The 24,440-nt window shown below is 64.6% G+C and carries 21 protein-coding genes, 3 tRNA genes and 1 pseudogene; 7 read left to right on the top strand and 18 right to left on the bottom strand.

Annotated features, from left to right (window positions below; all coding sequences use genetic code 11):
• Position 1: 1 nt before the first annotated feature.
• The 4 genes from VF617_RS02410 to VF617_RS02395 all read right to left on the bottom strand — a co-directional run bounded on the left by VF617_RS02410 (position 2) and on the right by VF617_RS02395 (position 3,599).
• Positions 2–78 (bottom strand) — tRNA-Pro (locus VF617_RS02410).
• Between the two features lie 150 nt (positions 79–228).
• Positions 229–305, bottom strand: a tRNA-Ile gene (locus VF617_RS02405).
• Positions 296–1,357: a polysaccharide deacetylase family protein gene (locus tag VF617_RS02400; protein ID WP_331013260.1), complete on the bottom strand. Its 1,062-nt coding sequence runs from the start codon at positions 1,355–1,357 to the stop codon at positions 296–298. The genes VF617_RS02405 and VF617_RS02400 overlap by 10 nt, the downstream gene beginning before the upstream one ends.
• 1 nt (position 1,358) lies before the next feature.
• Positions 1,359–3,599, bottom strand: a complete 2,241-nt coding sequence (locus VF617_RS02395; RefSeq protein WP_331013259.1) for a sensor histidine kinase — start codon at positions 3,597–3,599, stop codon at positions 1,359–1,361.
• 177 nt (positions 3,600–3,776) lie between these two features.
• On the opposite strand from VF617_RS02395, the gene VF617_RS02390 reads away from it, so the two are divergent.
• Positions 3,777–4,238, top strand: a complete 462-nt coding sequence (locus VF617_RS02390; protein ID WP_331013258.1) for an Lrp/AsnC family transcriptional regulator — start codon at positions 3,777–3,779, stop codon at positions 4,236–4,238.
• Positions 4,239–4,298: 60 nt separating this feature from the next.
• Here VF617_RS02390 and VF617_RS02385 read toward each other — a convergent pair whose 3' ends face one another.
• Entirely contained in the window at positions 4,299–5,573 is a 1,275-nt protein-coding gene (locus VF617_RS02385; RefSeq protein ID WP_331013257.1) for a hypothetical protein, read from the bottom strand.
• Between the two features lie 243 nt (positions 5,574–5,816).
• Between VF617_RS02385 and gyrA the strand changes: the two genes are divergently transcribed.
• Positions 5,817–8,591: a DNA gyrase subunit A gene (gene gyrA / locus VF617_RS02380; RefSeq protein ID WP_331013256.1), complete on the top strand. Its 2,775-nt coding sequence runs from the start codon at positions 5,817–5,819 to the stop codon at positions 8,589–8,591.
• Between the two features lie 41 nt (positions 8,592–8,632).
• Positions 8,633–8,977 carry a DUF952 domain-containing protein gene (locus VF617_RS02375; protein WP_331013255.1) on the top strand — a complete coding sequence of 115 codons (345 nt, stop codon included), beginning with the start codon at positions 8,633–8,635 and terminating at the stop codon, positions 8,975–8,977.
• A gap of 3 nt (positions 8,978–8,980) precedes the next feature.
• On the opposite strand, the gene VF617_RS02370 is transcribed toward VF617_RS02375, so the two are convergent.
• Entirely contained in the window at positions 8,981–9,853 is an 873-nt protein-coding gene (locus tag VF617_RS02370) for an ankyrin repeat domain-containing protein (RefSeq protein WP_331013254.1), read from the bottom strand.
• Positions 9,854–9,993: 140 nt separating this feature from the next.
• On the opposite strand from VF617_RS02370, the gene VF617_RS02365 reads away from it, so the two are divergent.
• Together VF617_RS02365 and VF617_RS02360 are read left to right on the top strand one after the other, a co-directional pair.
• Positions 9,994–10,398, top strand: a complete 405-nt coding sequence (locus tag VF617_RS02365; RefSeq protein ID WP_331013253.1) for a hypothetical protein — start codon at positions 9,994–9,996, stop codon at positions 10,396–10,398.
• Positions 10,399–10,428: 30 nt separating this feature from the next.
• Positions 10,429–12,663 carry a TonB-dependent receptor gene (locus VF617_RS02360; RefSeq protein ID WP_331013252.1) on the top strand — a complete coding sequence of 745 codons (2,235 nt, stop codon included), beginning with the start codon at positions 10,429–10,431 and terminating at the stop codon, positions 12,661–12,663.
• A 31-nt stretch (positions 12,664–12,694) separates the two neighbouring features.
• Here VF617_RS02360 and VF617_RS02355 read toward each other — a convergent pair.
• A tRNA-Glu gene (locus VF617_RS02355) sits at positions 12,695–12,769 on the bottom strand.
• Between the two features lie 117 nt (positions 12,770–12,886).
• Between VF617_RS02355 and VF617_RS02350 the strand changes: the two genes are divergently transcribed.
• On the top strand, positions 12,887–13,045 hold the full coding sequence (locus VF617_RS02350; protein WP_331013251.1) for a hypothetical protein: 159 nt from the start codon (positions 12,887–12,889) through the stop codon (positions 13,043–13,045).
• Position 13,046: 1 nt separating this feature from the next.
• On the opposite strand, the gene VF617_RS02345 is transcribed toward VF617_RS02350, so the two are convergent.
• From VF617_RS02345 to VF617_RS02295, 11 genes and pseudogenes are all read right to left on the bottom strand, one after another.
• Positions 13,047–15,026 (bottom strand): acetyl/propionyl/methylcrotonyl-CoA carboxylase subunit alpha, encoded by a 1,980-nt coding sequence (locus tag VF617_RS02345; RefSeq protein ID WP_331013250.1) that lies wholly within the window; start codon positions 15,024–15,026, stop codon positions 13,047–13,049.
• The gene (locus tag VF617_RS02340; protein WP_331013249.1) at positions 15,027–15,230 is read right to left on the bottom strand and encodes a hypothetical protein; all 204 of its coding nucleotides are present in this window, start codon (positions 15,228–15,230) and stop codon (positions 15,027–15,029) included. It abuts the gene before it with no gap.
• Positions 15,227–15,370, bottom strand: a pseudogene (locus VF617_RS02335) (biotin synthase); the annotation flags it as partial. The gene VF617_RS02340 and the pseudogene VF617_RS02335, both read right to left, overlap by 4 nt.
• Entirely contained in the window at positions 15,370–15,630 is a 261-nt protein-coding gene (locus VF617_RS02330) for a DUF2442 domain-containing protein (RefSeq protein ID WP_331013248.1), read from the bottom strand. The pseudogene VF617_RS02335 and the gene VF617_RS02330, both read right to left, overlap by 1 nt.
• Positions 15,614–15,847, bottom strand: coding sequence for a DUF4160 domain-containing protein (locus VF617_RS02325; RefSeq protein WP_331013247.1), 234 nt, complete (start codon positions 15,845–15,847; stop codon positions 15,614–15,616). The genes VF617_RS02330 and VF617_RS02325 overlap by 17 nt, the downstream gene beginning before the upstream one ends.
• Complete coding sequence (gene bioB, locus VF617_RS02320) at positions 15,847–16,833, bottom strand: biotin synthase BioB (protein WP_331013246.1); 987 nt, start codon at positions 16,831–16,833, stop codon at positions 15,847–15,849. Before bioB ends, VF617_RS02325 begins: the two co-directional genes overlap by 1 nt.
• 86 nt (positions 16,834–16,919) lie before the next feature.
• Positions 16,920–19,193, bottom strand: coding sequence for a methylmalonyl-CoA mutase (gene scpA / locus VF617_RS02315; protein ID WP_331013245.1), 2,274 nt, complete (start codon positions 19,191–19,193; stop codon positions 16,920–16,922).
• A gap of 81 nt (positions 19,194–19,274) precedes the next feature.
• Positions 19,275–20,051 carry an enoyl-CoA hydratase-related protein gene (locus VF617_RS02310; RefSeq protein WP_331013244.1) on the bottom strand — a complete coding sequence of 259 codons (777 nt, stop codon included), beginning with the start codon at positions 20,049–20,051 and terminating at the stop codon, positions 19,275–19,277.
• Positions 20,052–20,245: 194 nt separating this feature from the next.
• On the bottom strand, positions 20,246–20,665 hold the full coding sequence (gene mce, locus VF617_RS02305; RefSeq protein ID WP_331013243.1) for a methylmalonyl-CoA epimerase: 420 nt from the start codon (positions 20,663–20,665) through the stop codon (positions 20,246–20,248).
• Positions 20,662–21,066: a DNA-directed RNA polymerase subunit alpha C-terminal domain-containing protein gene (locus VF617_RS02300; protein WP_331013321.1), complete on the bottom strand. Its 405-nt coding sequence runs from the start codon at positions 21,064–21,066 to the stop codon at positions 20,662–20,664. Before VF617_RS02300 ends, mce begins: the two co-directional genes overlap by 4 nt.
• A 24-nt stretch (positions 21,067–21,090) precedes the next feature.
• Complete coding sequence (locus tag VF617_RS02295; protein ID WP_331013242.1) at positions 21,091–22,617, bottom strand: acyl-CoA carboxylase subunit beta; 1,527 nt, start codon at positions 22,615–22,617, stop codon at positions 21,091–21,093.
• A gap of 271 nt (positions 22,618–22,888) precedes the next feature.
• Here VF617_RS02295 and VF617_RS02290 point away from each other — a divergent pair, with 271 nt between their 5' ends.
• Positions 22,889–24,280, top strand: a complete 1,392-nt coding sequence (locus VF617_RS02290; protein WP_331013241.1) for a helix-turn-helix domain-containing protein — start codon at positions 22,889–22,891, stop codon at positions 24,278–24,280.
• Positions 24,281–24,440 lie beyond the last annotated feature (160 nt).

The following is a 24,440-nucleotide window of genomic DNA, read 5'->3' as shown; positions in this document are numbered from 1 at the left end:
ATGGTCGGGGAGACAGGATTCGAACCTGCGACATCCTGCTCCCAAAGCAGGCGCGCTACCGGACTGCGCCACTCCCCGACGCGAGGTGGCGGTTAGGCTGTAACTTCAGGTTGCACAAGGGGCGGCCGCGGCAAAGCCGCGGCTTCGTCGGTCGGCGCTTTAGCGCCGCCGGCCGGCCGCGCCTGAACCCGCGCGACAGCTTCACTGTCGCATAGGGCGGCGCGGCGCTGGTGGGCCCGGCAGGACTTGAACCCGCAACCTACCCGTTATGAGCGGGCAGCTCTAACCAGTTGAGCTACAGGCCCCCAGCGACCGACGCCCTAGCGGATGCCGGGGCAGGCCCGCAAGCGTCCGCAGCCGCGATGATCTGGGCGAGCGATGCGGGCCGCGCGCCGAGTTGCTGCAGCAGCGCCAGAATATCGCCCCACCAGCGATAGAATGCGGCCAGATCGGCGGCATCGCGCACATAGGGGGTGTGCCCGGGCTCGACCGAGGGCGAATGAAAGCTGAAATTGAGCAACCTCAGCCCCTCCCCCATTGCGATGCGCACTGCCTCCTTTGCCTCTGCGATCGGCATGTCTTCGGGCGTGAGCGCCACGCGCGAGAGGATGCCCAGGCGCGAAGCGGCGCCCAGCCCCTTGGGCACGCGAGCAAGCGAGCGATGTAGGGCCGCCCCGCCCCGCCGGCCCCAGCCGGTGAATATCGTGGTCAGGGGCAATTCGAGCATTCCCCCGATCCGGAAAGCGTGATTGGGAATGGCCGAAAAGTCCGGACCGGATTCGCGTGAATAATCATAAGCCGAGCGCATCGAACTGTCGGCGCGATAGCCGTGGCGGGCGAGCAGATCGATCGTGGCCAGGCCGATGCCATAGCGGCCGGCGCGGTAGACCAATGGCTTGGCGCCAAAAGCCTCCGCGATCGCTTCGGTCAAGGACACCAGCTTCGCCTCCTGCAATTCGAGCGGGAGATTACCAGTGAAGCTGTTGAAGCTGCTCACTTCCTCATCGAAGGGCGGGTTCACCCATGGATGCAGCTGCGTGCCGATCGCCGAGCGACCGTCCTCCAGCAGGTGGCGAAGTATGCCGACTGCCTCGGGGGAAGTCACGATAGGGTGATCGATCAGATACGTGAGCGGCACGCCATGCGCAGCGAATCGCGCATGGGCATCGGGCATCGCGGCCATATGACTCGTGCCCCGCGACGCGCGATCGAATGGCTTGGCCCAGTCGAATTCCTCTTCGGTATCCACGAAGATCGTGAAGCGAGTCCCGAAATCGGCGGGCCATTGGACGCGCGCCTCCGCAGCGGGCGCGGCGGGGCGATAGCACCCCGTCTGATTGGGAGCATCTCCCGTCACTTCAGTTCAAATGCGCCTGACCCACGGATGCGTTTTCGGAGGCCGGGAGGCACAAAGTCAAGCTTTCCGGCTCGATCACCAGCGCCCCGCCCAGTTCGCGGGCGAGGTTGCGCGCCAGGCGGAGGGCAAATCCCGTGCCCAGCAAGGTCGGGTCCTCATGCTCGTCATCGATGCCGAGCACCGAGTCTCCGGGATAATCGGCAAGCGCCCTGGGCCGGTCGATCGCGACGGCCACCATGTTGTCGGCGGCTTGCGACATGTTGACTCCGATGCGCTCGCCGGGCCCGCTGGCGGAAACCAGCGTGGCGAGCAGCCGCGCGAGCAGCCGCTCGACGGCGCGGCGATCGCCGGTGACGGCAAGGTCGTCCACCGGCAGCGCGAGGACCGCGCCGCGCAGCTCGGCAAGCGGCGCGAGATCATCGGCGATGCCCGAGAGTATCGGGCGAAGCGCGACCCGGCCTGGCACCAGCGCCAAGGCGGCGCTGTCGATCCGGGCGGCGAGGTCGAGATCGTCGATCGCGCCGAGCAGTTCGCGGGCCTGGGCGCGGATCGTGCCTGCCCGCTCGCGATAGGGGTCGCTTACGGGACCCAATATCTGGCTCTCGATCATTTCGGCAAAGCCCGCGATGGCATTGGTCGGTGTGCGCAACTCGTGGACGAGCTGGCGGAGCGAATCCGCGGGAATTGGAGGCATGGGCAGGCGTGCCGGCTCGGCGCGCTCGTCGGCGCGCGGCCGCCGCGCAGTGCCGCGATAGCCGGTGAAGCGGCCATTCGCCGGATCGAATACGGGGATAGCGGAGATCAGCCAATCCCCGGCGGCATCCGATTCACCTTCGACCGCAAGGCGCGCATTGGAGAAACCGGCCCGACGGCGGAACGCTCCCGCGGCCACGCCATCGATGCGCGACGCCTCCGGCGCGCTCGCCCCGGATTGCGCATCCAGCGACAGGCCGACCAGGGCCGCGCGGCTGACCCCGTCCACCCAGCGGAACACTCCCTTCGAATCGGTTTCGAAGCGGAAATGGTCGGCGGGCGGCAGGGTGAAATCGGGCGGACCCGCTTCTTCCCGATGGCGCCAGAAGGCGTCGATCCGCGCGACGACTTCGGCGATCTCAAACGTGCCGCCGTCGGCCGCGGGGATGCCTCCGCCGCCCTGCGCAAGGACGCCAAGCGCATCGCCTGAAGGCTCGACGACAGACAGATGCCCCTGGTCCATATGCGGACCCTGAAGCTCCCGGTCAGTCGGCGCAATCACTTCGGCGGAAGCGATTGACTCGACTGTCCCGCTTTGGACCGGCGCGGAAGCAACTTCGCTCTGGCCAGCCGCGCGCGCCTCCGAAACCGGCAGCGACGCGGCCATTCCGGCCAACGCCACGAACGAGAAATCTTCGACTTCGATATTCGCGACGGGGGGCTCGATCGCCTGAATTGCTTCGGGAGCGACGGCCACGGGTGCTTCCTCTGCTTCCTCTTCTTCCGGCAGGTCAGGCACCACGCTTCGCACGATGCCGGGAGTTGAGGCCCAATATGTGATTTGGGGTTCTGGTTCGATCCGCGGCAACTCGGCGTCCGCATCTTTGAGCGGTTCGATCTCGGCCGCGGTGGGCAATTCGGGCGCGTCCACGGTTTCGAGGGACGCTTCCGGCTGGGCTTCGGTGCTCGGCTCGTGCCCCGCCAATGATGCTTCGGCGATTTCGGGCTCCGGCTCGGGCAAGGCTTCGGCGGGAGCCTCCATGCCCGTTGATTCCACCGCTTCAGTCGGCGGCGATTCGGCGACGGGCTCGGGCAAGGCTTCCGCCGCTTCCTTCGCTGTTTCGTCGGGAAGCACGAAATCGATCGGCCCGAATGCTTCGAGCGCGCGCTTGACGATCGGGCCCAGGTCACGGCGATTGCGCAGCACGGCGCGGCCGGCGGGCGCGAGTTCGGGAAGGAGCTGTATCCACTCCGCCGAATTCATCCGGGCGTGGCGCAGCACGGGCAATGCGATGCTGAGTTCGTCCATCGCGAACAGGCGCACCAGAGGCGCGGGCGGGTCCGCGAACTCGAGCGCGCGCGCGCTCGACACACGCACCGCCACGGGCACATGCGCGCGGATCGACCGCAACACGCTCATTGCGCGCGCATCGGCGGGAGCGCGCCGGCGGCCGATCAGATCCACGAGCTGGCGCCATGCCGATTGGGCTGCCTGGGGCGAGCCCAGGTCGGCGGCCAGCACGGTCTCCAGAGTATCGTCGAAGCGCAACACAGCCGCCCTTTACTGGCGCTGGAACGCGCGCCGTAACGATTCCTTAACCGCTGGGACGCGCACCGGGAACAGTCGATTTTGATACGTAGCAATGTGGGACGATTGCGTTGCGGCGTAATAATATTATGCCTAAGCGCATCAATCGGAAACGAATCCATACCCAAAGGGATCGTAATGCGCTTCGACGATATCGACCTGCGGATTCTCGCGTTGCTCCAGGATAACGGCCGGATGACGAATGTCGATCTGGCCGAGCGGGTCGGGCTCACCGCCCCACCCTGCCTTCGCCGAGTCCGGGCGCTCGAGCAATCGGGGGCGATCAGCGGCTATCATGCCGCGCTCGATGCAGTGGCGCTCGGCTATAATTTGACAGTGTTCGCGATGGTGAGCCTTAAGAGCCAGGCCGAAAGCGACCTTCTGGCATTCCAGGAACTCGTCGCCGAAATTCCCGAAGTGCGCGAGTGCCACATGCTCAATGGCGAGATCGACTTCATCCTCAAGATCGTCGCGCCCGACCTCCAGAGCTTCCAACGCATCCTGACCACCAAGCTCACCACTGCGCCCAATGTCGAGCATGTGAAAACCTCGCTGACGATCCGCACTTCCAAGTCGCTGCCCGGCGTGCCCGTGACCTGACGAAAAAAGGGCGGCCCCATCAGACCGCCCTTTCCCTTTTCGATATGCCGGCCGCGCGGTTTAGCTGAGCGGCGGCAAGTCCAGCGAAGTCTGATACAGCGTGGAGAGGTTGGCCAACGGCCCCGGCTTGACCGCGCCGAATGCCGCGCGAGCCAGATCCTTCTGCCCCTGGCGCTGGAACGCGATGCCGCGATGGAGATTCACTTCGTCCGCATTCACCCCGCCCTTGGTGAGTGCAAGGTCATAGAGCTCGACGGCGCGGGCGTTGTTGCCCGAAGCAAGAAAAGCGTCGCCGGTCTGCGCCGCGGTCTTGCCGTCCTTTGCGGCCGCGGCCTGCTTGGCGAGTCCATCCAGCGAACCCTCGTTCTTCACCTGGGTCTGTGCCGCCGCGTATATCCTCGCGATATCGGCGTCCGCGGCTGGGATCTTGCCCACCTTGCGGCCCTCGTCGATCACCGAGATCGCCTCGCGCCCAAGCCCGCCCTGCTGGGTCGCATAGGCATAGTCCGCGTAATCGCTGCGATTGGGAAGGGCGTTGGTCGCGCGCATCAGGCGATACAAGTCGATCCGCTCGGACTTGACGTTCGCACCGGCGGGCGCGGTGCTGCGGAACACCTGGATCGCCCAATGCCAGTTCTTGATCGTCGGATATTCGACGATGAAGCGCGACAGCCAGCTAGCCATCGCGGCGCGGTCGCCGGTGGCGTTAACCTTGGGGATCACGAACTGATACCAGCTCTCCGGCGGCTTGCGGCCGGCGGTCTGGCTCATTTCGATCGCCCGCTCGACTTCGGCAATCGCATCGGCAGGCCTTCCCGTAGCGGAATAGGCATTGGCCAGCAGCACCGCGACATCCGGCTCCTTCGAGCCATATTCGCGCGCCTTCAGCATATATTGGATGACTTCGGCATTCTTGTTGGTCTTCGAAGCGCGAACGCCGAGCATGTAGTTGAACGCCGGATTGTAGATCTTCAAAGCCTCGGGCGGAGTCTTCGGATTGGCGATGAGAGCGCTCAGCGCCTTGAGCTGGCCCTCCTCATTGTTGCGGCCCAGCTCGGTCTGGAGGCGCAGGAACGCGGCGAAATATTTCTCGTCGTCGTTCTTGGCCACTGCCTCGGCGGCGGCGAGATTCGGCTCCACATTTGCCCAGTCCTTGGCCTTGACGGAAACCTCGGCAGCGGCAGCCGCCTTGCGGAATTCCTCGCTGACCTTGAGCTGCGGCGCGGCGGGCTGCGCCTTCTTGTCGTTCTTTTGCGCGGCGGCGGGTGCAGCGGCCAGCGTAGTGGCGCCCAGCGTAAGCACGGCGGCCATCGCCAGCCTGGAAACGAAGGTCATCAAACTCTCCTCATGGGAACGAAAACCGTTTGGACAGCCCTCTAGTTGCCCGCACCGCCCCGTTCAAGCGCGTCGCGCTCCCGGGTGCCGCACAGGGGCTGAACGCCGATTGAATGACCCGGTTCAATTCGCCGCGTTGCCGTCCTCGCGTACGCACGTACGCGTGCGCGCGAGGCTTGGCAGCGCGCCATGGGGCGTCTAGGGCAGTCGAGATCATTACCTAGCCAATCGGAAACCTGAGATTTGACCGACGAGACGATCCTCGCCGACCCTTCGGACATTACCCCCATCTCGATCGTCGACGAGATGAAGACCAGCTATCTCGATTACGCGATGAGCGTGATCGTGGCGCGCGCGCTGCCCGATGTGCGCGATGGCCTGAAGCCTGTCCACCGCCGCATCCTGCACGCGGCGCAGGAGGGCGGATATCTGGCCAACCGGCCCTATCGCAAGTCCGCCCGCCTGGTCGGCGACGTGATGGGTAAATACCATCCGCACGGCGACAGCTCGATCTACATGGCGATGGCGCGCATGGCGCAGGATTGGTCGATGCGCGTGCCGCTGATCGACGGCCAGGGCAATTTCGGATCGATGGATCCGGATATGCCCGCGGCGATGCGCTATACCGAGGCGCGCCTCGCCAAGGTCGCGACCTATCTGATCGAGGACATCGACAAGGATACGGTCGATTTCCAGGACAATTATGACGGCTCCGAGAGCGAGCCCACGGTGCTCCCCGCCCGCTTTCCCAATCTGCTGGTCAATGGCGCCGGCGGCATCGCGGTCGGCATGGCGACGAACATTCCTCCGCACAACCTGGGCGAAGTGATCGACGCCTGCCTGGCCTATATCGAAAACGGCGGGATCAGCGCGGAAGAGCTGATGGAAATCGTCCCCGGCCCGGATTTCCCCACAGGCGGCGTGATCCTGGGCCGCTCGGGCTGCCGCGCGGCCTATCAGACCGGACGCGGCTCGATCATGGTCCGCAGCCGCTACATCACCGAGCAGCGCGGCGAGCGGCGCTCGATCGTGCTCACCGAAATCCCCTTCCAGCAGGGCAAGAACGCGCTGGTCGAGAAGATCGCCGAGGCCGCCAAGGAAAAGCGGATCGAAGGCATCAGCGACATCCGCGACGAATCGAACCGCGAAGGCGTTCGCATCGTCATCGACCTCAAACGTGACGCCACCCCCGAAGTCGTGCTCAATCAGCTCTGGCGCAACACGCCGGCGCAATCGTCCTTCCCGGCCAACATGCTCGCGATCCGCGGGGGCCGTCCCGAACTGCTCAATCTGCGCGACATCATCGAAGCCTTCGTCAAGTTCCGCGAAGAGGTCATCACGCGCCGCTCGAAGTTCGAGCTCGCCAAGGCGCGCGACCGTGCACACGTGTTGCTCGGGCTCGTCATCGCCGTCACCAATCTGGACGAAGTGGTGAAGGTCATCCGCGGCTCCCCGAGCCCGGCGGTCGCCCGCGAGCGCCTTCTGGTTCGCGAATGGCCCATCGCGGAGATCGCCAGCTATATCCGCCTGGTCGAAGCGGTGGAAACCGAAGTCACCGGCGATGTCTATCGCTTGTCGGACATCCAGGTCCGCGCGATCCTCGATCTGCGCCTGCATCGGCTCACCGGGCTCGGTCGCGACGAGATCGGCGGAGAGTTGGCCAAGCTGGCCGAAGTGATTGCGGAACTGCTCGAAATTCTGGGCAACCGCGCGCGCCTCTACGAAGTGATGGTCGCCGAGCTGACCCAGGTCCGCGACCTCTATGCCACCCCCCGCCGCACCGAGATCGCCGCGGCGGCGGACGGAATCGAAGACGAGGACCTGATCGAGCGCGAGGACATGGTCGTCACCGTGACGCTCGAAGGCTATATCAAGCGCACGCCGCTCGAGACATTCCGCGCGCAGAAGCGCGGTGGCAAGGGCCGCGCCGGCATGGCGACCAAGGACGAGGACATCATCACCAACCTGTTCGTCACATCGACGCACACGCCGGTTCTGTTCTTCTCCAGCGCTGGCAAGGTCTATCGGATGAAGGTGTGGCGCTTGCCGGAGGGTGGCCCGGCCACCAAGGGCCGGCCGATGATCAACCTTCTCCCGCTGGAGAATGGCGAGACGATCTCCACCGTGCTGCCGCTGCCCGAGGACGAAGCCGCATGGGGTGACCTGCACGTGATGTTTGTCACTGCCAAGGGTATCGTACGCCGTAACAGCATGGATGCCTTCACCAACATCCAGCGCGGCGGCAAGATCGCGATGCGTTTCGACGAGGACAGCGAAGATCGTCTCATAGACGTGCGCCTCCTGACGGAAGAGGACGACGTCGTACTCACCAAACGAACGGGCCGCGCCACACGTTTTGCAGCGACCGACGTTCGCGAATTCCAGAGCCGCACGGCCGCAGGGGTTCGCGGAACGACACTCGGAGGCCCGGGCGATGAGGTGATTTCGGCCTCTGTCATTCCGCATTTTGAAGCCACGCCCGAGGAACGCGAAGAATATTTGCGTCATGCGCGCTGGAAAGAGATCAACCCGCGATTCCCTCTGCCCCCGCGTGAAATGTCGGACGAGCGGTTCGCTGAATTCGAAGCGGCTGAGCGCTTTATCTTGACGGTGTCACGCAATGGCTTCGGAAAGCGGTTCAGCAGTCATGAGCTACCGACCAACAATCGGGGAGGCAACGGCGTTTGGATCGTTGATAAGCGCCCCGAAATTCAAGAGCGGACCGGCCCCCTTGCCGCTTGCTTCCCGGGACGCACCGGTGAGCAGCTAATGCTAGTCACTGATCAGGCGAAACTCATCCGCATGAGCATGGCCGACGCAAAGCTAGCCGGTCGTGCCACACAGGGTGTAACCTTATTTCGCGTAGCTGATGATGAGCATGTCGTCTCCGCGGCCAAGATCGAGGAAACCGAGGAAGAGGCGGAGGCAGAGCTGGGCGACGGTCCGATCGCCGGCGCGCCGACGCCAGATGGCGATACCGGCGAGGATCTGGCTGCCGGCCCAGTAGATGGAGAATAAGACCCGGCTCGTCATCCCGGCGAAAGCCGACGGAGAAGTGAATGCCCGATACCACCGCCTATAAAGTCCTCACCACCGACCAGAAGAACGCGCTCGAAACCGGCGCCTTCAAGGGGGCGCCGGTCGATCTGCAGGACGGCTTTATCCACCTCTCCACCGCCGATCAGATCGGCGAGACGATCGACAGGCATTTCCCCGGTCAGGAAGGGCTGTGGCTCGCGGCGGTCGATCTCGAAGCGCTGGGCGACGCCGTGAGGTGGGAAGCATCGCGCGGCGGCCAGCTTTTCCCGCACCTTTATGGCGCCCTGCCGCTCAACGTCGTGACTGCCTATAGCGAGCTGCACTATGAGGCAGATGGAAGCCTGAGACTGCCAGTCACCGGTTGAGGCTCACCAATAGCGCCCGGTGCTCAGGCATTGCTGCCAGCGGCGATTCGCGCTCATCTTGCAGGTCGCGTCCGAGCACAGCGCCGCATCGGCGCGATATTTCTGTTGGCATTCGATCTTGCGGCCCGTCACGGCCGGGGCTTTCCCGGCGGGGCCGAGCAGCGCCTTCATTTCGGGCGAGGTCGCATAATCGGCGGGCAGCTTGCCGCTGCTGTCCCGCATGCCTTTGCTCGCTCCATGCGCGAGCAGCACCTTCGCGGCCTCCAGGCGATCGCGGTCCGCGGCGATATGGAGCAGCGTGGAGCCGGAAGGATCCTTGTCGTTGACGCCGACGCAATCCTCCAGCAGCAGCGCCAGCTCGTCGGGATGGTTATACCAGAGATCGTCGCGTGCGCGCAGCAATGGCCGAACACTTGGCTGCCGGCCGTCGTTGATCTTCTCCGCGCGAACCGCCGCGCATATGCCGTTGCCCCCCGTACTTGCGGCAGGCTTGGGAGCTGCGGCCGCCGGCGTTGGGGAAGCCGAGCCGCTTCGCATCGCCTTGGTCAGTTCCGCTTTCACCAGCGTCGTGGTCGCCATGTCATAGGGGGTTGAGCCGCGCGTGGATTTCAGAGCGGGATTCGCTCCGCGCGCCAGCAGCGCCTTGACCATCTCGAGATTGCCGGCATCGGCGGCATAATGGAGCAGCGAATAGCCCTCTTCGCTCTGGAAATTTATGTCGAACTGGCGGCTGTCGACGATCGCCAGCGCCTCGGCATTTTTCTTGATGCCGATATCATAGCGGGCGGTGTCGAAAGGATCGGCCTGGAGCGCGGCCCCGCCTGCCGCTCCGCAAAGCATCGTCGCCACAAGCCCTGCAATGATACGCTTTTTCACTCTCTGGCCCCTCCTGGACAGGGTGACGATATTAAAATAATTTCATTATGACAATGTCTTGCCAGTCAATCTTGATGTCTTTGCAAACGCAGTGAAACCGCTGCTTGCGGCCGGCGTTCAACTGCGCGAAAGGGCGCGCGATGAACAGGGCGGATCAGCACCGGAGCAAATGGCGGCGCGTTGCGCTCATGCTGTTGGCGTGCGCGCTTCTGTTCAAGCTGCCGGTGGGCTTCATGCCTGAATCGAGCGCGCGCGGAGTGGCCTTTGGCTGGTGCAATGCCGTCAGCGCCGCGGCCGAAGCCGAGGGCAAGGCGCTGCTCGAAAAGGCGCTGGCCGAGCGGCCGCAGCCCAAGCAGAAGCCGATTGCCGATGAGCCCTGCCCTTTCGCCGCCGCCGCGCAGCCGATCACGAGCGCCGATCAGGTAGCGGAGATCGCCATTCCGTCGCGGCATCCGCTGGCGCCACCCCCACTTCCCGCCACCCTGCCCGGTCGCGGTCTCGCCGCTCCGCCGCCCTCCGCCACGGGGCCCCCGTTGCTCAGCTGAACCGAATTCCTCGTTTCAGTTGGAGCATCCATGTCTTTTATATCCCTGCGCGCCTTGTCGCGCGTTTCGCTTGCCGCCCTCGTTATGGCCGGCTGTTCGACCGCCCGTGCCGAGGATGAGGACGAGCAGGACAAGCGCGCCCGGATCGTGGTCACCGGGCATGCCAAGCCGAACTCCCCAGCCACCGATGCAAGCATCGACGCCGAGCGGATCGACGCAACGGTCAACGCGGCCAATGTGGAGGACGGACTCAAATATCTGCCCAGCCTGGTGGTCCGCAAACGGCACATCGGCGACACCCAGTCTCCGCTCGCCACGCGCACATCCGGCCTGGGATCAAGCGCGCGCAGCCTGATCTATGCAGACGGTGCGCTGCTTTCTGCGCTGATCGGCAACAACAATACGGTCGCTTCGCCCCGCTGGGGCCTGGTGAGCCCCCAGGAGATAGAGCGCATCCAGGTGCTCTACGGCCCCTTTTCCGCAGCCTATCCCGGCAATTCCATGGGCGCGGTAGTCAACATCACGACGCGGATGCCCGAGAAACTCGAAGGCACGGCTTCGGCCTTGGTGAATCTCCAGGACTTCCGCCAATACGGCACCGATCGGCTGCTCCCGACTTATCAGTTCGGCGCGACGATCGGCGGTCGTCTCGGGCCATTGTCGATCTTCGCGAGCGCGGCGCAAACCGCGAGCAAGAGCCACCCGCTAAGCTACATCACCGCCGCGCGCTCCACCGCGACGGCCGGCGGCACGCCCGCCACGGGAGGCATTGATGCGCTCAACCGAACCGGTGGCGCAGTGCGCGTGCTGGGCGCGGGCGGGATCGAGGATCAGAAGCAGGGCATGTTCAAGCTCAAGGCCGCGCTCGACCTGGGCGCGGCGCGGCTGACCTATACCGGAGGGCTGTTCCTCGACGATACGGAGGCGAGCGCGGAAACCTATCTCCGCGCCCCAAGTGGAGCCGAGCTTTATTCGGGCGTGCTCAACATCGGCGGCGCGATCTACAATGTGCCGGCCAACGCCTTTTCAAGCGGGATTTACACCAGGCAATCCCGCCATTGGTCCCATTCGCTGTCTGCGAGCGGATCGGGGGCGGTCGACTGGCAAGTCATCGGCACGGCCTTCGATTTCGATCGCGACGTGCAGCGCACGCCTTCCACCGGCACGGGCGGCGGTGGCCAGATCGTGCGGCTCGAAGGCACTGGCTGGCGCACGCTCGACGCCAGGGCCACTGGGCGCGGCGTCAGCGCGGGCGCGCATTGGGATCGCTTCGCAGTCAATTCCAATCGCTATTCCACGAGCGAATGGCGGCGCGGCGGCCAAGGCGCGCGTAACCAGGCGTCCCGCGGCAAGACCGAGACCTTCGCGGCCTGGACGGAGGGGAGGGCTTCGCTTGCGTCCGGGATCAGCGTGACGCTTGGCGGTCGCTTAGAATGGTGGCGCGCGTTCGGCGGCTATAATTTCTCCGCCGCGCCGGCACTTGCGGTGGCCCAGCCGGAGCGCCGGGCGCAGGGCCTCTCCCCCAAAGCCTCGATTGCGTGGCAGCCCGCGCCCGATTGGTCGCTGCGGCTATCGGCGGGCAAGGCGTATCGCTTTCCCACCGTAGGCGAACTCTATCAGGCGGTGACCACCGGCGCGACGATCACGGTTCCCGATCCCAACCTCCGCCCCGAGCGTGCATGGTCGCAGGAACTCGCGCTCGAACATCGGGGCACGCGCATCTCGCTGTTCAATGAAAGCGTGGAGGATGCACTGATCTCGCAATCCGCGCCTCTCCTGCCCGGCTCGACGACGCTCTTCAATTATGTGCAGAATGTCGATCGCACCCGGGCGCGCGGCGTGGAGGTGGCGCTAGACCGGCGCGATCTGCTTCCCGGCGTGGACCTGCTGGCGAGCGCGACCTACACTGATGCGGAGACCCGCAAGAACACTGCTTTTCCCGGGGCTGTAGGCAAGATGCTGCCCAGCGTGCCGCGCTGGAAGGCGACCGCGGCCATAACCTGGCGGCCCATGGAGGGCGTGTCGCTGACCACCGCCGCGCGCTATGCCAGCCGCAATTACGGCAGCCTGGATAATTCCGACGTTATCGGAAACACCTGGCAGGGCTTTTACAAATATCTGGTGGTCGATGCGCGCGCGCTGTTTCGCATGAACAAGCGCATGGATTTCGCGATCGGCGTCGATAATCTGACTAACGACCGCTATTTCCTGTTCCACCCGTTTCCGCAGCGTTCGCTCACGGCGGAGGTGACGCTCAGGTTGTAGGGTAGGCGACGAGTCCCGCCGGCGGCTAGCTTGGTGACCCCTACGAGAATCGAACTCGTGTTTTCGCCGTGAGAGGGCGACGTCCTAACCGCTAGACGAAGGGGCCAGCGCGGCGAAGGGCGGGCATTAGGGAGGCTCGCCTGAATCGTCAAGCGCGCGGAGGCGTCCGCAGACTTCGCATAGGTTATGGACCTGTTCACAAGTCTGTGGATAACCAGTGCCCATGGAGCAGAAGATCATCCAGGCTCAGGCACTTGAGGCGCGTGCGGGACAAGCGCGGACGCTGGCCGAGGCGCAGGCTTTGGCGGCCCAGGCGGACAGGCTTCGCGGCCATCGCCATGGCGCACTGAGCGGCTTCGCCGCGCAGCTGATCCGCAACTAGCTCATTCGAATTCGAGAATCGTCGCGTCGACCGCAAGGCTGTCGCCCGCCGCGTAATTGGCGGCCTTCACCGTGCCCGCTTTCTCGGCGCGCAGGATATTCTCCATCTTCATCGCCTCGACCACGGCGAGCGGCTGGCCGGCCTCGACCTTGTCCCCCGGCGAAACATGCAGCCGTGTGAGCAGCCCCGGCATCGGCGCCAGCAGGAAGCGGCTCATGTCGGGCGGGATCTTCTCGATCATGTGATGGCGATATTGCGCGACGTGCGGCGGCAGGACCTCGACGCGGTGCGATGCGCCGTGCGCCGTGAGCTTCCATGCCCCGTTCTTGCGCTCGACGCCGACGCTCAACGGCGCACCGTCGATTTCCGCCACGAACAGCGGGTCGCCGAGCTGCCAGTCGCTGTCCAGTTCCATCGCCTCGCCATCGACGATCAGCTCACCCTCCTCGTCGTTGACGTGGATCTGCTCGCCGTCGATCAGCACCACGCGCTCGCTGGCGACCTCGATATTGTCGGCAAGCTGGCCCGAGATGCACGCGGCACGCTCCGAACGCTCCAGATCGACCAGAGCCGCCACCGCCGCCAGCTTGCGCTTCAACTCGGGTGAAGCCGGCGCGCCATGAAATCCCTCGGTATATTCCTCGGCGATGAACCCCGTCGTGATTGCACCCGAACGGAAGCGGGGGTGCTGCATCAGCGCCGACAGGAAGTCGATATTGTGCCCGATTCCCTCGATGCGGAACGCGTCGAGCGCGCCGATCTGCTTGTCGATCGCTTCTTCACGCGTCGCGCCATGGGTGATGAGCTTGGCGATCATCGGATCGTAGAACATGCTGATCTCGCTGCCCTCGACCACGCCGTCATCTACGCGCACGCCTTCCTCATAAGGCGGCGAATAGCGGACCAGCCGCCCCGTGCTCGGCAGGAAGCCGCGATACGGATCCTCGGCATAGACGCGGTTCTCGACTGACCAGCCATCGATCTTCACGTCGTCCTGGCTGAGCGGCAATTTCTCGCCTGCCGCGACGCGGATCATCAGCTCTACCAGATCGAGGCCGGTGATCTCCTCGGTGACGGGGTGCTCGACCTGGAGCCGGGTGTTCATTTCGAGGAAGTAGAAGCTCTCGCCCGTCGTATCCGCGCCCGAGACGATCAACTCGACCGTGCCCGCCGAATAATATCCCACCGCCTGCGCCAGCGCTACGGCCTGCTCGCCCATCGCCTTGCGCATCTTGGGAGTCACGAACGGCGACGGCGCTTCCTCGACGACCTTCTGGTGGCGCCGCTGGATCGAGCATTCGCGCTCGTTGAGATACAGCACATTGCCGTGCTGGTCGCCGATCAGCTGGATCTCGATATGGCGCGGGCTGAGGATGAACTTCTCGATGAAGACCCGATCGTCGCCGAACGACGCCAGGCCCTCGCGCTTGGTCGCCTCGAAGCCCTCGCGGACGTCCTGCTCGGAATATGCCAGGCGCATCCCCTTGCCGCCGCCGCCGGCCGACGCCTTCATCATCACCGGATAGCCGATCTCGCCGGCGATCTTCACTGCCTCGTCGGTATCGGCGATATCGCCCAGATAGCCGGGGACGACATTGACGCCCGCGGCCTTGGCCAGCTTTTTCGATTCGATCTTGTCGCCCATCGCCGCGATCGCATTCGGTGGAGGCCCGACAAAGGCGATCCCTGCCTCGGCGCAGGCGCGCGCAAAACTCTCGCGCTCGGAGAGGAAGCCGTATCCCGGATGGATGCAGTCCGCCCCGGTTTCCTTGGCGGCGAGCAGGATCAACTCAGCCTTGAGGTAGCTTTCCGCCGCAGGCGCAGGCCCCAGCCGCACCGCTTCATCGGCCATCAGCACATGCGGCGCGCGCGCATCGGCGTCCGAATAGACTGCGACGGTGGCGATCCCCATATTCCTGGCGGTGCGCATCACCCGGCACGCAATCTCGCCGCGATTGGCGACCAGGATTTTCTTGAACACTTAGCGCACCTTCTTTCGCCTAAGCACAAAGAATGCCGCCAAGGCGTATGACAAAACCAGAATGATCGAGGCGATGTTTCCTACGCGGTCTTTCCCCGCCCAACACTTCGCATCGAAGCAATCGCCGATCAGTGCGACATTGATCCCAAACCAGATCAGCGCGCCTCCGAGCGCAAGCAGCAGCAATATGAGCCAGGTCTTCACTCCGCCGCCTCCACCACCCGCTGCTCCGCCTTAAGCGACCGCAGCCCCAGCCGCGCAAACACCGCCGCGTCCGCGTCATCCCCGGCATTGCCCGTGGTCAGCAGCTTGTCCCCCGCGAAGATCGAGTTCGCCCCCGCCATCAGGCCGCTTTAGGAGCGGGAGCCCCGCGCAACAGGCCCTCGGTGCTGAGATCCTCGTCGATCTCCGGCCAGTGGACGCCATAGCCCGCGCCCGCTTTCTCCCACCGCGCCCGCTGCTCCGCCGTGGCGCGCATGAGGCGGGGATACCAGGCAAGCGGTGTGGAAATCGTACGCCCGTCCATCAGATCGACAATCAGGCTCGCTTCGTCGAACCGCACGTCCAGCACGCGCTCGTCCGTCACTTTAGCCGAAATATTCATGCCACGCCTCCAGGAGCCGGGAGCGATACTCCTCGACCATCGACAAGATGCCATTGATCTCATGCGCGCGAAAGCCGCGGCTCTTCGCGACTTCGACGCGATCAAGCCAGACCTTGATCGTCGCTTCCCCGCGATCCACATGGACATGCGGCGGCTCATTCGGTTCATGGCTGTAGAAATAGAACCGAAACGCACCGATTCGCATGACTGTCGGCATTACTCCGCCGCCTCCGCCACCCGCTGTTCCGCCCCGAGCGACCTTAACCCCAACCGCGCAAACAGCGCCGCATCCGCATCGTCGCCCGCATTCCCCGCCGTCAGCAGCTTATCCCCCGTGAAGATCGAGTTCGCTCCCGCCAGGAAACAAAGCGCCTGCGTCGCATCGCTCATGCTCTCGCGCCCCGCGCTCAGCCGCACCATGCTTTCCGGCATCGTGATCCGCGCCACCGCGATGGTGCGGACGAACTCAATGTCGTCGATCTTCGCCAGCGGCGTATCGGCGAGCATATTGCCCAGCACCGTGCCCTTCACCGGCACCAGCGCATTGACCGGCACGCTCTCCGGATGATGCGGCAAGGTCGCCAGCGCGTGGATAAAACCCACGCGGTCCGAGCGCATCTCGCCCATCCCGACGATCCCGCCGCAGCAGACGTTGATCCCGGCCTCGCGGACATTCTCCAGCGTCTCGATCCGCTCCTCGAAGCTGCGCGTCGAGATAACGTTCGCGTAATTCTCCGGCGAGGTATCGATATTGTGGTTGTAATAATCGAGCCCCGCATCGCTGAGCGCCTGCGCCTGTGCGGGCGTCAGCATGCCTAGCGTCATGCAGGTCTCCATCCCAATCTGGCGCACGCCCTGGATCATTGCGCTAAGCGCAGGAATGTCGCGGTCCTTCGGATTGCGCCACGCCGCGCCCATGCAGAACCGCGACGAGCCATTGTCCTTGGCCTCAGCCGCCGCCTGAAGCACCGCGCGGACGTCCATCAGCTTGGTGGCCTTCAGGCCGGTGTCGGCGCTGACCGACTGGTTGCAATATCCGCAATCCTCGGGGCAGCCGCCGGTCTTGATCGAGAGCAGCGTGGAGCGCTGGACTGCGTTCGGATCGTGATGCGCGCGGTGGATTTCGGCGGCGCGGAATACGAGCGCGGTGAAGGGTAGATCGAAGAGCGCGGCGATTTCGGGGCGCGACCAATCGGTACGCACCCCACCCGCTCGCGCTGAGCCTGTCGAAGCACCGTTTGTGGCAACGCACCCTTCGGCAAGCTCAGGGTGAGCGGTGGTTTGATGGGTCATTCCGCAGCCTCCTCGACCGGCGGCATATTGTGCCCGAGCAGCCGGAGCACTTCCTCCGCGGCCTTCACCAGATTGGTCCCCGGCCCGAAGATCGCCTGTACCCCGGCCTCACGCAAAAACTCATAATCGCGAGCCGGGATCACACCGCCCGCGATCACCTTGATATCCGCCCGCCCCGCATCCGCCAGTTCACGGATCAGCTCGGGGATCAGGGTCTTGTGGCCGGCTGCGAGGCTTGAGGCGCCGACCACATCCACATCCTTCTCGATCGCCAGCGCCGCGCTCTCGGAAGGCGTCTGGAACAGCGGCCCAGGCACCACTTCGAACCCGAGATCGCCGAACGCCGAGGAGACAAGGTTCGCCCCCCGGTCATGCCCGTCCTGCCCCATTTTGGCGACGAGCATCCGCGGGCGGCGGCCAAGACGGCGCTCGGTCGCGGCAACCCCCTCCTTCAAGCGCTCCCAGCGCACGTCGAATTCGTAGGCGCCGCCGTAGATGCCTTTTACCGGCTCGGGCTGGGTCGCGTAGCGGCCAAAGCCCGCCTCCACCGCCGAGCTGATCTCGCCGAGCGTGGCGCGGGCGCGGGCACAATCGATGGCAAGGGCGAGCAGGTTGTTCTCAAATCCTCTCCCGGAGGGAGAGGGGGACCGCGAAGCGGTGGAGAGGGGATCTCCACGAGCGGTGTCCCCCGCGGCAACTCCCCCTCCACCAGCCTGCGGCCGGTCCCCCTCCCCCTCCGGGGGAGGATTGAGATCGGCAGCCCCAACACGCAGCGCGTCGAGCGCCGCCTGGCACGCGGCTTCGTCGCGCGCCGCCTTGACCCGCTTGATGCGCGCAATCTGGGCATCGCGGACGGCGTGGTTGTCGATGTCGAGCGTCTCGATCGGGTCTTCGTCGGCCTTACGGTATTTGTTGACCCCGACGATCACCTGCTCGCCGCGATCGATCCGCGCGGCGGTCGCGGCGGCCGCCTCCTCGATCATCGCCTTGGGCCAGCCATGCGCGACCGCCTTGGCCATGCCGCCATCGGCCTCGACCTTCTCGATGATCGCCCAGGCCTTGTCGACCAGCTCCTGGGTCAGTGCCTCGACATAGTATGATCCGCCCAGCGGATCGACGACCTTGGTCATCCCGGTCTCTTCCTGGATGATGATCTGGGTATTGCGCGCGATGCGGGCGGAGAAATCCGTAGGCAAAGCAATGGCTTCGTCCAGCGCGTTGGTATGCAGGCTCTGGGTTCCCCCCAGCATCGCCGCCATCGCCTCGATCGTAGTGCGCATGACGTTGTTGTACGGGTCCTGCTCGGTGAGCGAGACGCCGCTGGTCTGGCAATGCGTCCGCAGCATCTTGGAGCGCTCGTCCTTGGCGCCGAGCTGGGTCATCACCCGATGCCACAGCACCCGGGCGGCGCGCAGCTTGGCGATCTCCATGAAGAAGTTCATGCCGATCGCGAAGAAGAAGCTCAGCCGCCCTGCGAACTTGTCGATGTCCAGGCCTGATGCGACGCCGTATTTCACATATTCCATGCCGTCGGCGATGGTGAACGCCAGCTCCTGCACCTGCGTCGCCCCGGCCTCCTGCATGTGATAGCCGGAGATAGAAATACTGTTGAATTTCGGCATGTTGGCCGATGTATATGCGAATATATCCGAGATGATCCGCATGCTCGGTTCGGGCGGATAGATATAGGTGTTGCGGACCATGAACTCCTTGAGGATGTCGTTCTGGATGGTCCCGTCGAGTTGGCTCTTGTCGACCCCCTGCTCCTCCCCCGCCACGATGAAGAAGGCCAGGATCGGGATCACCGCGCCGTTCATCGTCATGCTGACGGACATCTGATCGAGCGGAATCCCGTCGAACAGGATTTTCATGTCCTCGACGCTGTCGATCGCCACCCCAGCCTTGCCGACATCGCCGGTGACGCGGGGGTGATCGCTGTCATAGCCGCGATGCGTGGGGAGGTCGAAAGCTACACTGAGCCCCTTCTGCCCCGCGGCGAGATTGCGGCGATAGAAGGCGTTGGATTCTTCGGCGGTCGAAAAGCCGGCATATTGCCGCACCGTCCAAGGCCGCCCGGCATACATTGTGGCCCGGACGCCGCGGGTGAAGGGTGCGAAGCCGGGCAGGCCAGGGTCGATATCGGCGATGTCTTCCTTGGTATATAAAGGCTTAACCTCGATACCTTCGGGCGTGTGCCAAATAAGGTCGCGGCCCTTTACCTCCTTGCCGGCGGCGGCAGACCATTTGTCGAGGGTGGGCTTGTCAGTCATCTCACCGCCAACAACCGCTCATGCTGAGCCTGTCGAAGCATGTACCCTTCGACAAGCTCAGGGTGAGCGGGGACAGACTGATCACTTGCCCTTGAACTCCGGCTTGCGCTTCTGGAGGAACGCCGCGACGCCCTCCTGGAAGTCCTGCGAACGCGCCGCGACGCTCTGGTGCTCCGCCTCGAGCGCCAGCGTTTCCTCCAGCGTACCCGACAAAGCCGCTTTGACCTGCTTGCGGATCAATCCGAGCGCCACCGTGGGCTTGGCAGCGAGCCGCCTGGCATAACCCATTGCAGTCTCGAACAACGCGCTCTCGTCCACGACATGCGTCACCAGCCCCGCTTCCTTGGCGTCATGCGCAGGCAATTTCTCGCCAAGCAACGCCATCTCCAGCACCTTGGCGCGCCCTGCCGCCTTGGCGACCAGCCAGGTAGCGCCTGCATCCGGGACCAAGCCAATATTGGCGAAGGCGAGCAGCAGGTAGGAGTGGGTCGCGGCGAGCACGATATCGCCCCCCAATGCGATCGCGGCGCCGGCGCCCGCCGCGGGGCCGTTGATCGCCGTGACGATTGGGATAGGCAGGTCGGCCATCGTCTGCTGAACGGGGTTATAATGGTTGCGCAGCCGGTCGCCCGGATCGCCCCCGCCCGGCTCCATCGCCTTGAGCGACGCGCCGGAGCAGAACGCCCTACCCTCGCCGGTCAGCAACACCGCGCGCGCCCCATCGTCCACCGCGCGTTGGAAAGTCGCGGCAAGCAGATCGAGCATCGCCATGGTGAGCGCATTGAGTTCGTTGGGCCGGTTGAGCCGGATAAGCGCGACCTGGCCGTCGAGCGTGTAGAGGATAGAATTGTCAGCCATGTTTCCCCCTTCCTCCCCCTTGACGGGGGAGGATAGCGTAGCTTGCGAGCTTGCTCGTTAGCGAAGCTTGGAGAGGGTGAGCGGCGCGAATGCGCCGCGCGAGGCTGCGCCTCGCTTCCCCTCTCCCGCTGCGACTAAGCTCGCTGCGCTCACCAAGTCTCGCGGCCTCCCCCGCAAGGGGGGAGGCGAAGCGGTCAATGCGCATCTCTGGGCGTCTCCATGATCTCGGTAAGCACGCCGCCCATATCCTTGGGATGCACGAAGAAAATCGGCGTGCCATGTGCGCCGATCCGCGGCTCGCCGAGCACCTTCGCCCCCTTCGCCTCGAACCACGCCTTGGCCTCGTGAATGTCGGGCACTTCGTAGCAGAGATGATGCTGCCCGCCCGCCGGGTTCTTGGCGAGGAAGCCGTGGATCGGCGAGTCCGCGCCCAACGGCTCGATCAACTCGATCTGGCTGTTCGGCGTATCGACGAAGCACACCTTCACCCCCTGCGCGGGCAAGTCCAACGGCTCCCGGATCACCTCAGCGCCCAGCGTATCGCGATACAGCGCGATCGAGGCTTGGATCGACGGCGTCGCGATGCCGACATGGTTGAGGCGGCCGAGTTTCATTTCGTCATCCGCTCCATCTGCGCTTTCCACTGAACGTGAGCGGCGAGGTTAGCGTGGTAACTTGCCGTCGCCCGTTCAGAAATCGAGAAGAGCTCATACGCAGCCTGGGTGCCAATGCCGAACACTTCACCAAGATCTGCAAAAGATTGCCCGGCATCCACTCTCTCTTTCAACTGATGGTGGAAAGACTCGATCATCGGCTCAGGACAAACCCAGCGGAGGATGAGGTCGTTATCCTCAAGGAGTTGTAAGATTTCCTGCCTGCCGGCGATACCAACGCCAGACAACTGATGCAGCTCCCGCCGGGTCAGTTTGCACAGATCGGCAATCGTCTCCACGCCACTGCGCCTAAGGGCGCCGCACGTCCTATTGGAAAGTGAGGAAAAATGCGCGGTATGCACTGGCTTCGTCACTGACTCACTGCATCATAGCGGAATATTGTCATGTTTCTTCCAAGGGTTCTCGAGGCTCTTGTTTCGTAGCTTCCGCAAGCCGAGCGCAATCCGCCGCCGCGTCGAATGCGGCATGATCACTTCGTCGATGAACCCCTTGCTCGCTGCCACGAATGGATTGGCGAAGCGCGCTTCATATTCGGCAGTCCGCTCGGCAATCTCGTCCGCCGTCTTGCCGCGGAAGATGATCTCGACCGCGCCCTTCGCGCCCATCACCGCAATCTCGGCGGTCGGCCACGCATAGTTCAGATCGCCGCGCAGATGCTTCGAGGCCATCACGTCATACGCGCCGCCATAGGCTTTGCGCGTGATCACGGTGATCTTGGGCACCGTCGCCTCGGCATAAGCGAACAGCAATTTCGCCCCATGCTTGATGATCCCCGAATGCTCCTGTCCCACGCCCGGCAGGAAGCCCGGCACATCGACAAAGGTGATGATCGGAATCTCGAACGCATCGCAAAAGCGCACGAACCGCGCCGCTTTCTTCGACGAATTGATGTCGAGGCACCCGGCCAGCACCATCGGCTGGTTCGCCACCACGCCCACGCTGCGCCCCTCGATCCGCCCGAAGCCGATCAGGATGTTGCCCGCATGGCTCGGCTGCAGCTCGAAGAACTCGCCCTCGTCGAGCGTCTTCCGAATCAGCTCGTGCATGTCATAGGGCTGGCTGGCGTTGGGCGGGATCAAGGTGTCGAGGCTGTCCTCGATGCGATCCCATGGATCGCTGCACGGCCGCTCGGGCACGTCCTCGCGGTTCGATGCGGGAAGGAAGTCCACGAAGTCGCGGGCCGCGAGCAGCGCCTCGATATCGTTATCGAAGGCCATATCGGCGACCCCCGACTTCGTGGTATGCGTCACCGCTCCACCCAGCTCCTCCTGCGTGACGATCTCGTTGGTAACGGTCTTCACTACATCCGGGCCGGTGACGAACATGTATGAGCTATCCTTCACCATGAAGATGAAGTCGGTCATTGCCGGCGAATAGACCGCGCCGCCCGCGCACGGCCCCATGATCAGCGAAATCTGCGGCACCACGCCGCTGGCAAGCACGTTGCGCTGGAACACCTCGGCATAGCCGGCGAGCGACGCCACGCCCTCCTGAATCCGCGCGCCGCCGCTGTCGTTCATGCCGATCACCGGCGCGCCCACCTTCATGGCATTGTCCATGACCTTGCAGATCTTCTCGGCGTGCCGCTCCGAAAGCGAGCCGCCGAACACGGTGAAGTCCTGGCTGAACACGAATACCAGCCGCCCGTTGATCGTGCCGCTGCCGGTGACCACGCCGTCGCCCGGCACGGTCTGTTCGGGCATGCCGAAATCGACGCAATTATGCTCGACATACATATCAAGCTCTTCGAAGCTGCCGGGATCGAGCAGCACTTCGATCCGCTCGCGCGCAGTCAGCTTGCCCTTGGCGTGCTGCGCATCGATGCGCTTCTGGCCGCCGCCCAGGCGGGCTCCGGCGCGGCGGCGCTCGAGTTCGGCAATCGTCGACGACATGCAGGTCTCCTGGCGCTGCGCCTTCTGCACAGAGCGCGCGCGCCCAAGCAAATGCAATGTTGCGAAGTTGCGTGGTCGGACTTTGCATATATAGGTAGGTAATGAAGAAGGTTGGTTCACGCGGAGGCGCGGAGGGCGCGGAGGCTGTAGCCCTCCGCGCAAGCGGCTCGTCTGGATTCGCTAGCGACGGAAGCGAGCGCTTCGCGCAAGAACAATACACCTCCGCGCCTCCGCGTGAACCCGTTCTTCTTTCTCCTGCACGCACTCGAAAATGGTAGCCCGCCGCCGCCTCTTCGAAGGCTTCCGCCTGCGCGATATCCGCCGCCGCGCGTCCATTAGCCAGGCCGCAATGGCCACCCGGCTCGGCATATCCGTCAGCTATCTCTCCCAGATCGAGAATAACGACCGCCCGATCACCGACATCGTCCTGCTCGCCCTCGCGCGCGAATTCCCATTGGAAGCGTTTGGCGAAGGCGGCGAGACCACCGCCCTGCTCCGCACGATCGACGCCGCGACCGACTCCAGCGTCCCTGCCGATCGCCTGGTCGAAGCCGATGTCCGCCGCGCGCTCGACCAGCAGCCGCTCCTCGCCCGCCGCATGGTCGCACTCCACGATGCCTGGCGCCGCAGCCAGGAGCAGCTTCGCGTTCTCGACGATCGCTTCGACAGCGGCTCCGGCGACGCGGCGCCCTTACCCTGGGAAGAAGTGCGCGACTGGTTCCAGGCCGAGGGCAATTATATCGACGCGATCGACCGCTCGGCGGAAACGCTGGCCGACGCGCTGGAGCCGGGCGCGCGGGGCCTGGAGGATCGTCTGCGCGGCTGGCACCAGGTCCGCGTGGTCAACCAGGACGGTGACGGCAGCGAGCTCAGCCGCTTCGATGAGGGCGCGCGCGTGCTCGCGATCAACAGCGCTCTACCCCCAGAGAGCCGCGCCTTCCTGCTAGCTCACCGCCTCGTCCGCTACGAATTCGCCAACGAGATGCGGCTGGTGGTCGAACAGGCCGGCCTCGCCTCCCCCGCCGCGCGCGAATTGCTGAGCGTCGGGCTGGCGAATTACGCCGCGGGGGCGCTGCTGATGCCCTATCGCGCGTTCCGCCAGGCCGCGCGCGAATTCCGCCACGATATAGATCGCCTCCGCCAGCGCTTCGCGGTCAGCTTCGAGCAGGCCTGCCACCGCCTCTCCACGCTCCAGCGCCCCGGCGAGGCCGGCCTCCCTTTCTTCTTCTGCCGCGTCGACATGGCCGGTAACATCACCAAGCGGCACTCCGCCACCCGCCTGCAATTCGCGGCCTTGGGGGGCGCATGCCCGCTCTGGGTAGTGCATGAGGCTGTCGCGATTCCCGATCGCATCCTCGTTCAGCTCGCGGAAATGCCGGACGGCACGCGCTATGTGTCAATGGCGAAGGGGCTGGTGAAGCCCTCGGGCAGCTATGCCCGCCCACCCCGCCGCTATGCAGTCGCGTTGGGCTGCGAAGAGGCTTATGCGGCCGACTTCGTCTATGCCGACGACCTGCGCCCCGGAGGTCTGGCGATGCCCATTGGCGCAAGCTGCCGCATCTGCCCCCGCGCGGATTGCGACCAGCGCGCGTTTCCCCCGGCGGGTAGCGTGATCGCAATCGATCCCGATCGCCGCAGCGTAGTGCCGTACGCATTTACCTAATTCGCTCCCCTCCCTAAAAGGGAGGGGCTGGGGGTGGGTGGCGTCCGGGCGTACGGATGGGCTGCGCCAAGCGGCACCGTAACGCGAGCACGCCACCCACCCCTAACCCTTTTCAGGGAGGGGAATCGCGTTGCGACCTTTCCCCAATCCATGGCATATC

Origin of the sequence: Sphingomonas sp. (assembly GCF_036388215.1) — a bacterium.
Classification (GTDB): Bacteria; Pseudomonadota; Alphaproteobacteria; order Sphingomonadales; family Sphingomonadaceae; genus Sphingomonas.
This window is presented reverse-complemented; position numbering and strand designations above follow the sequence as displayed.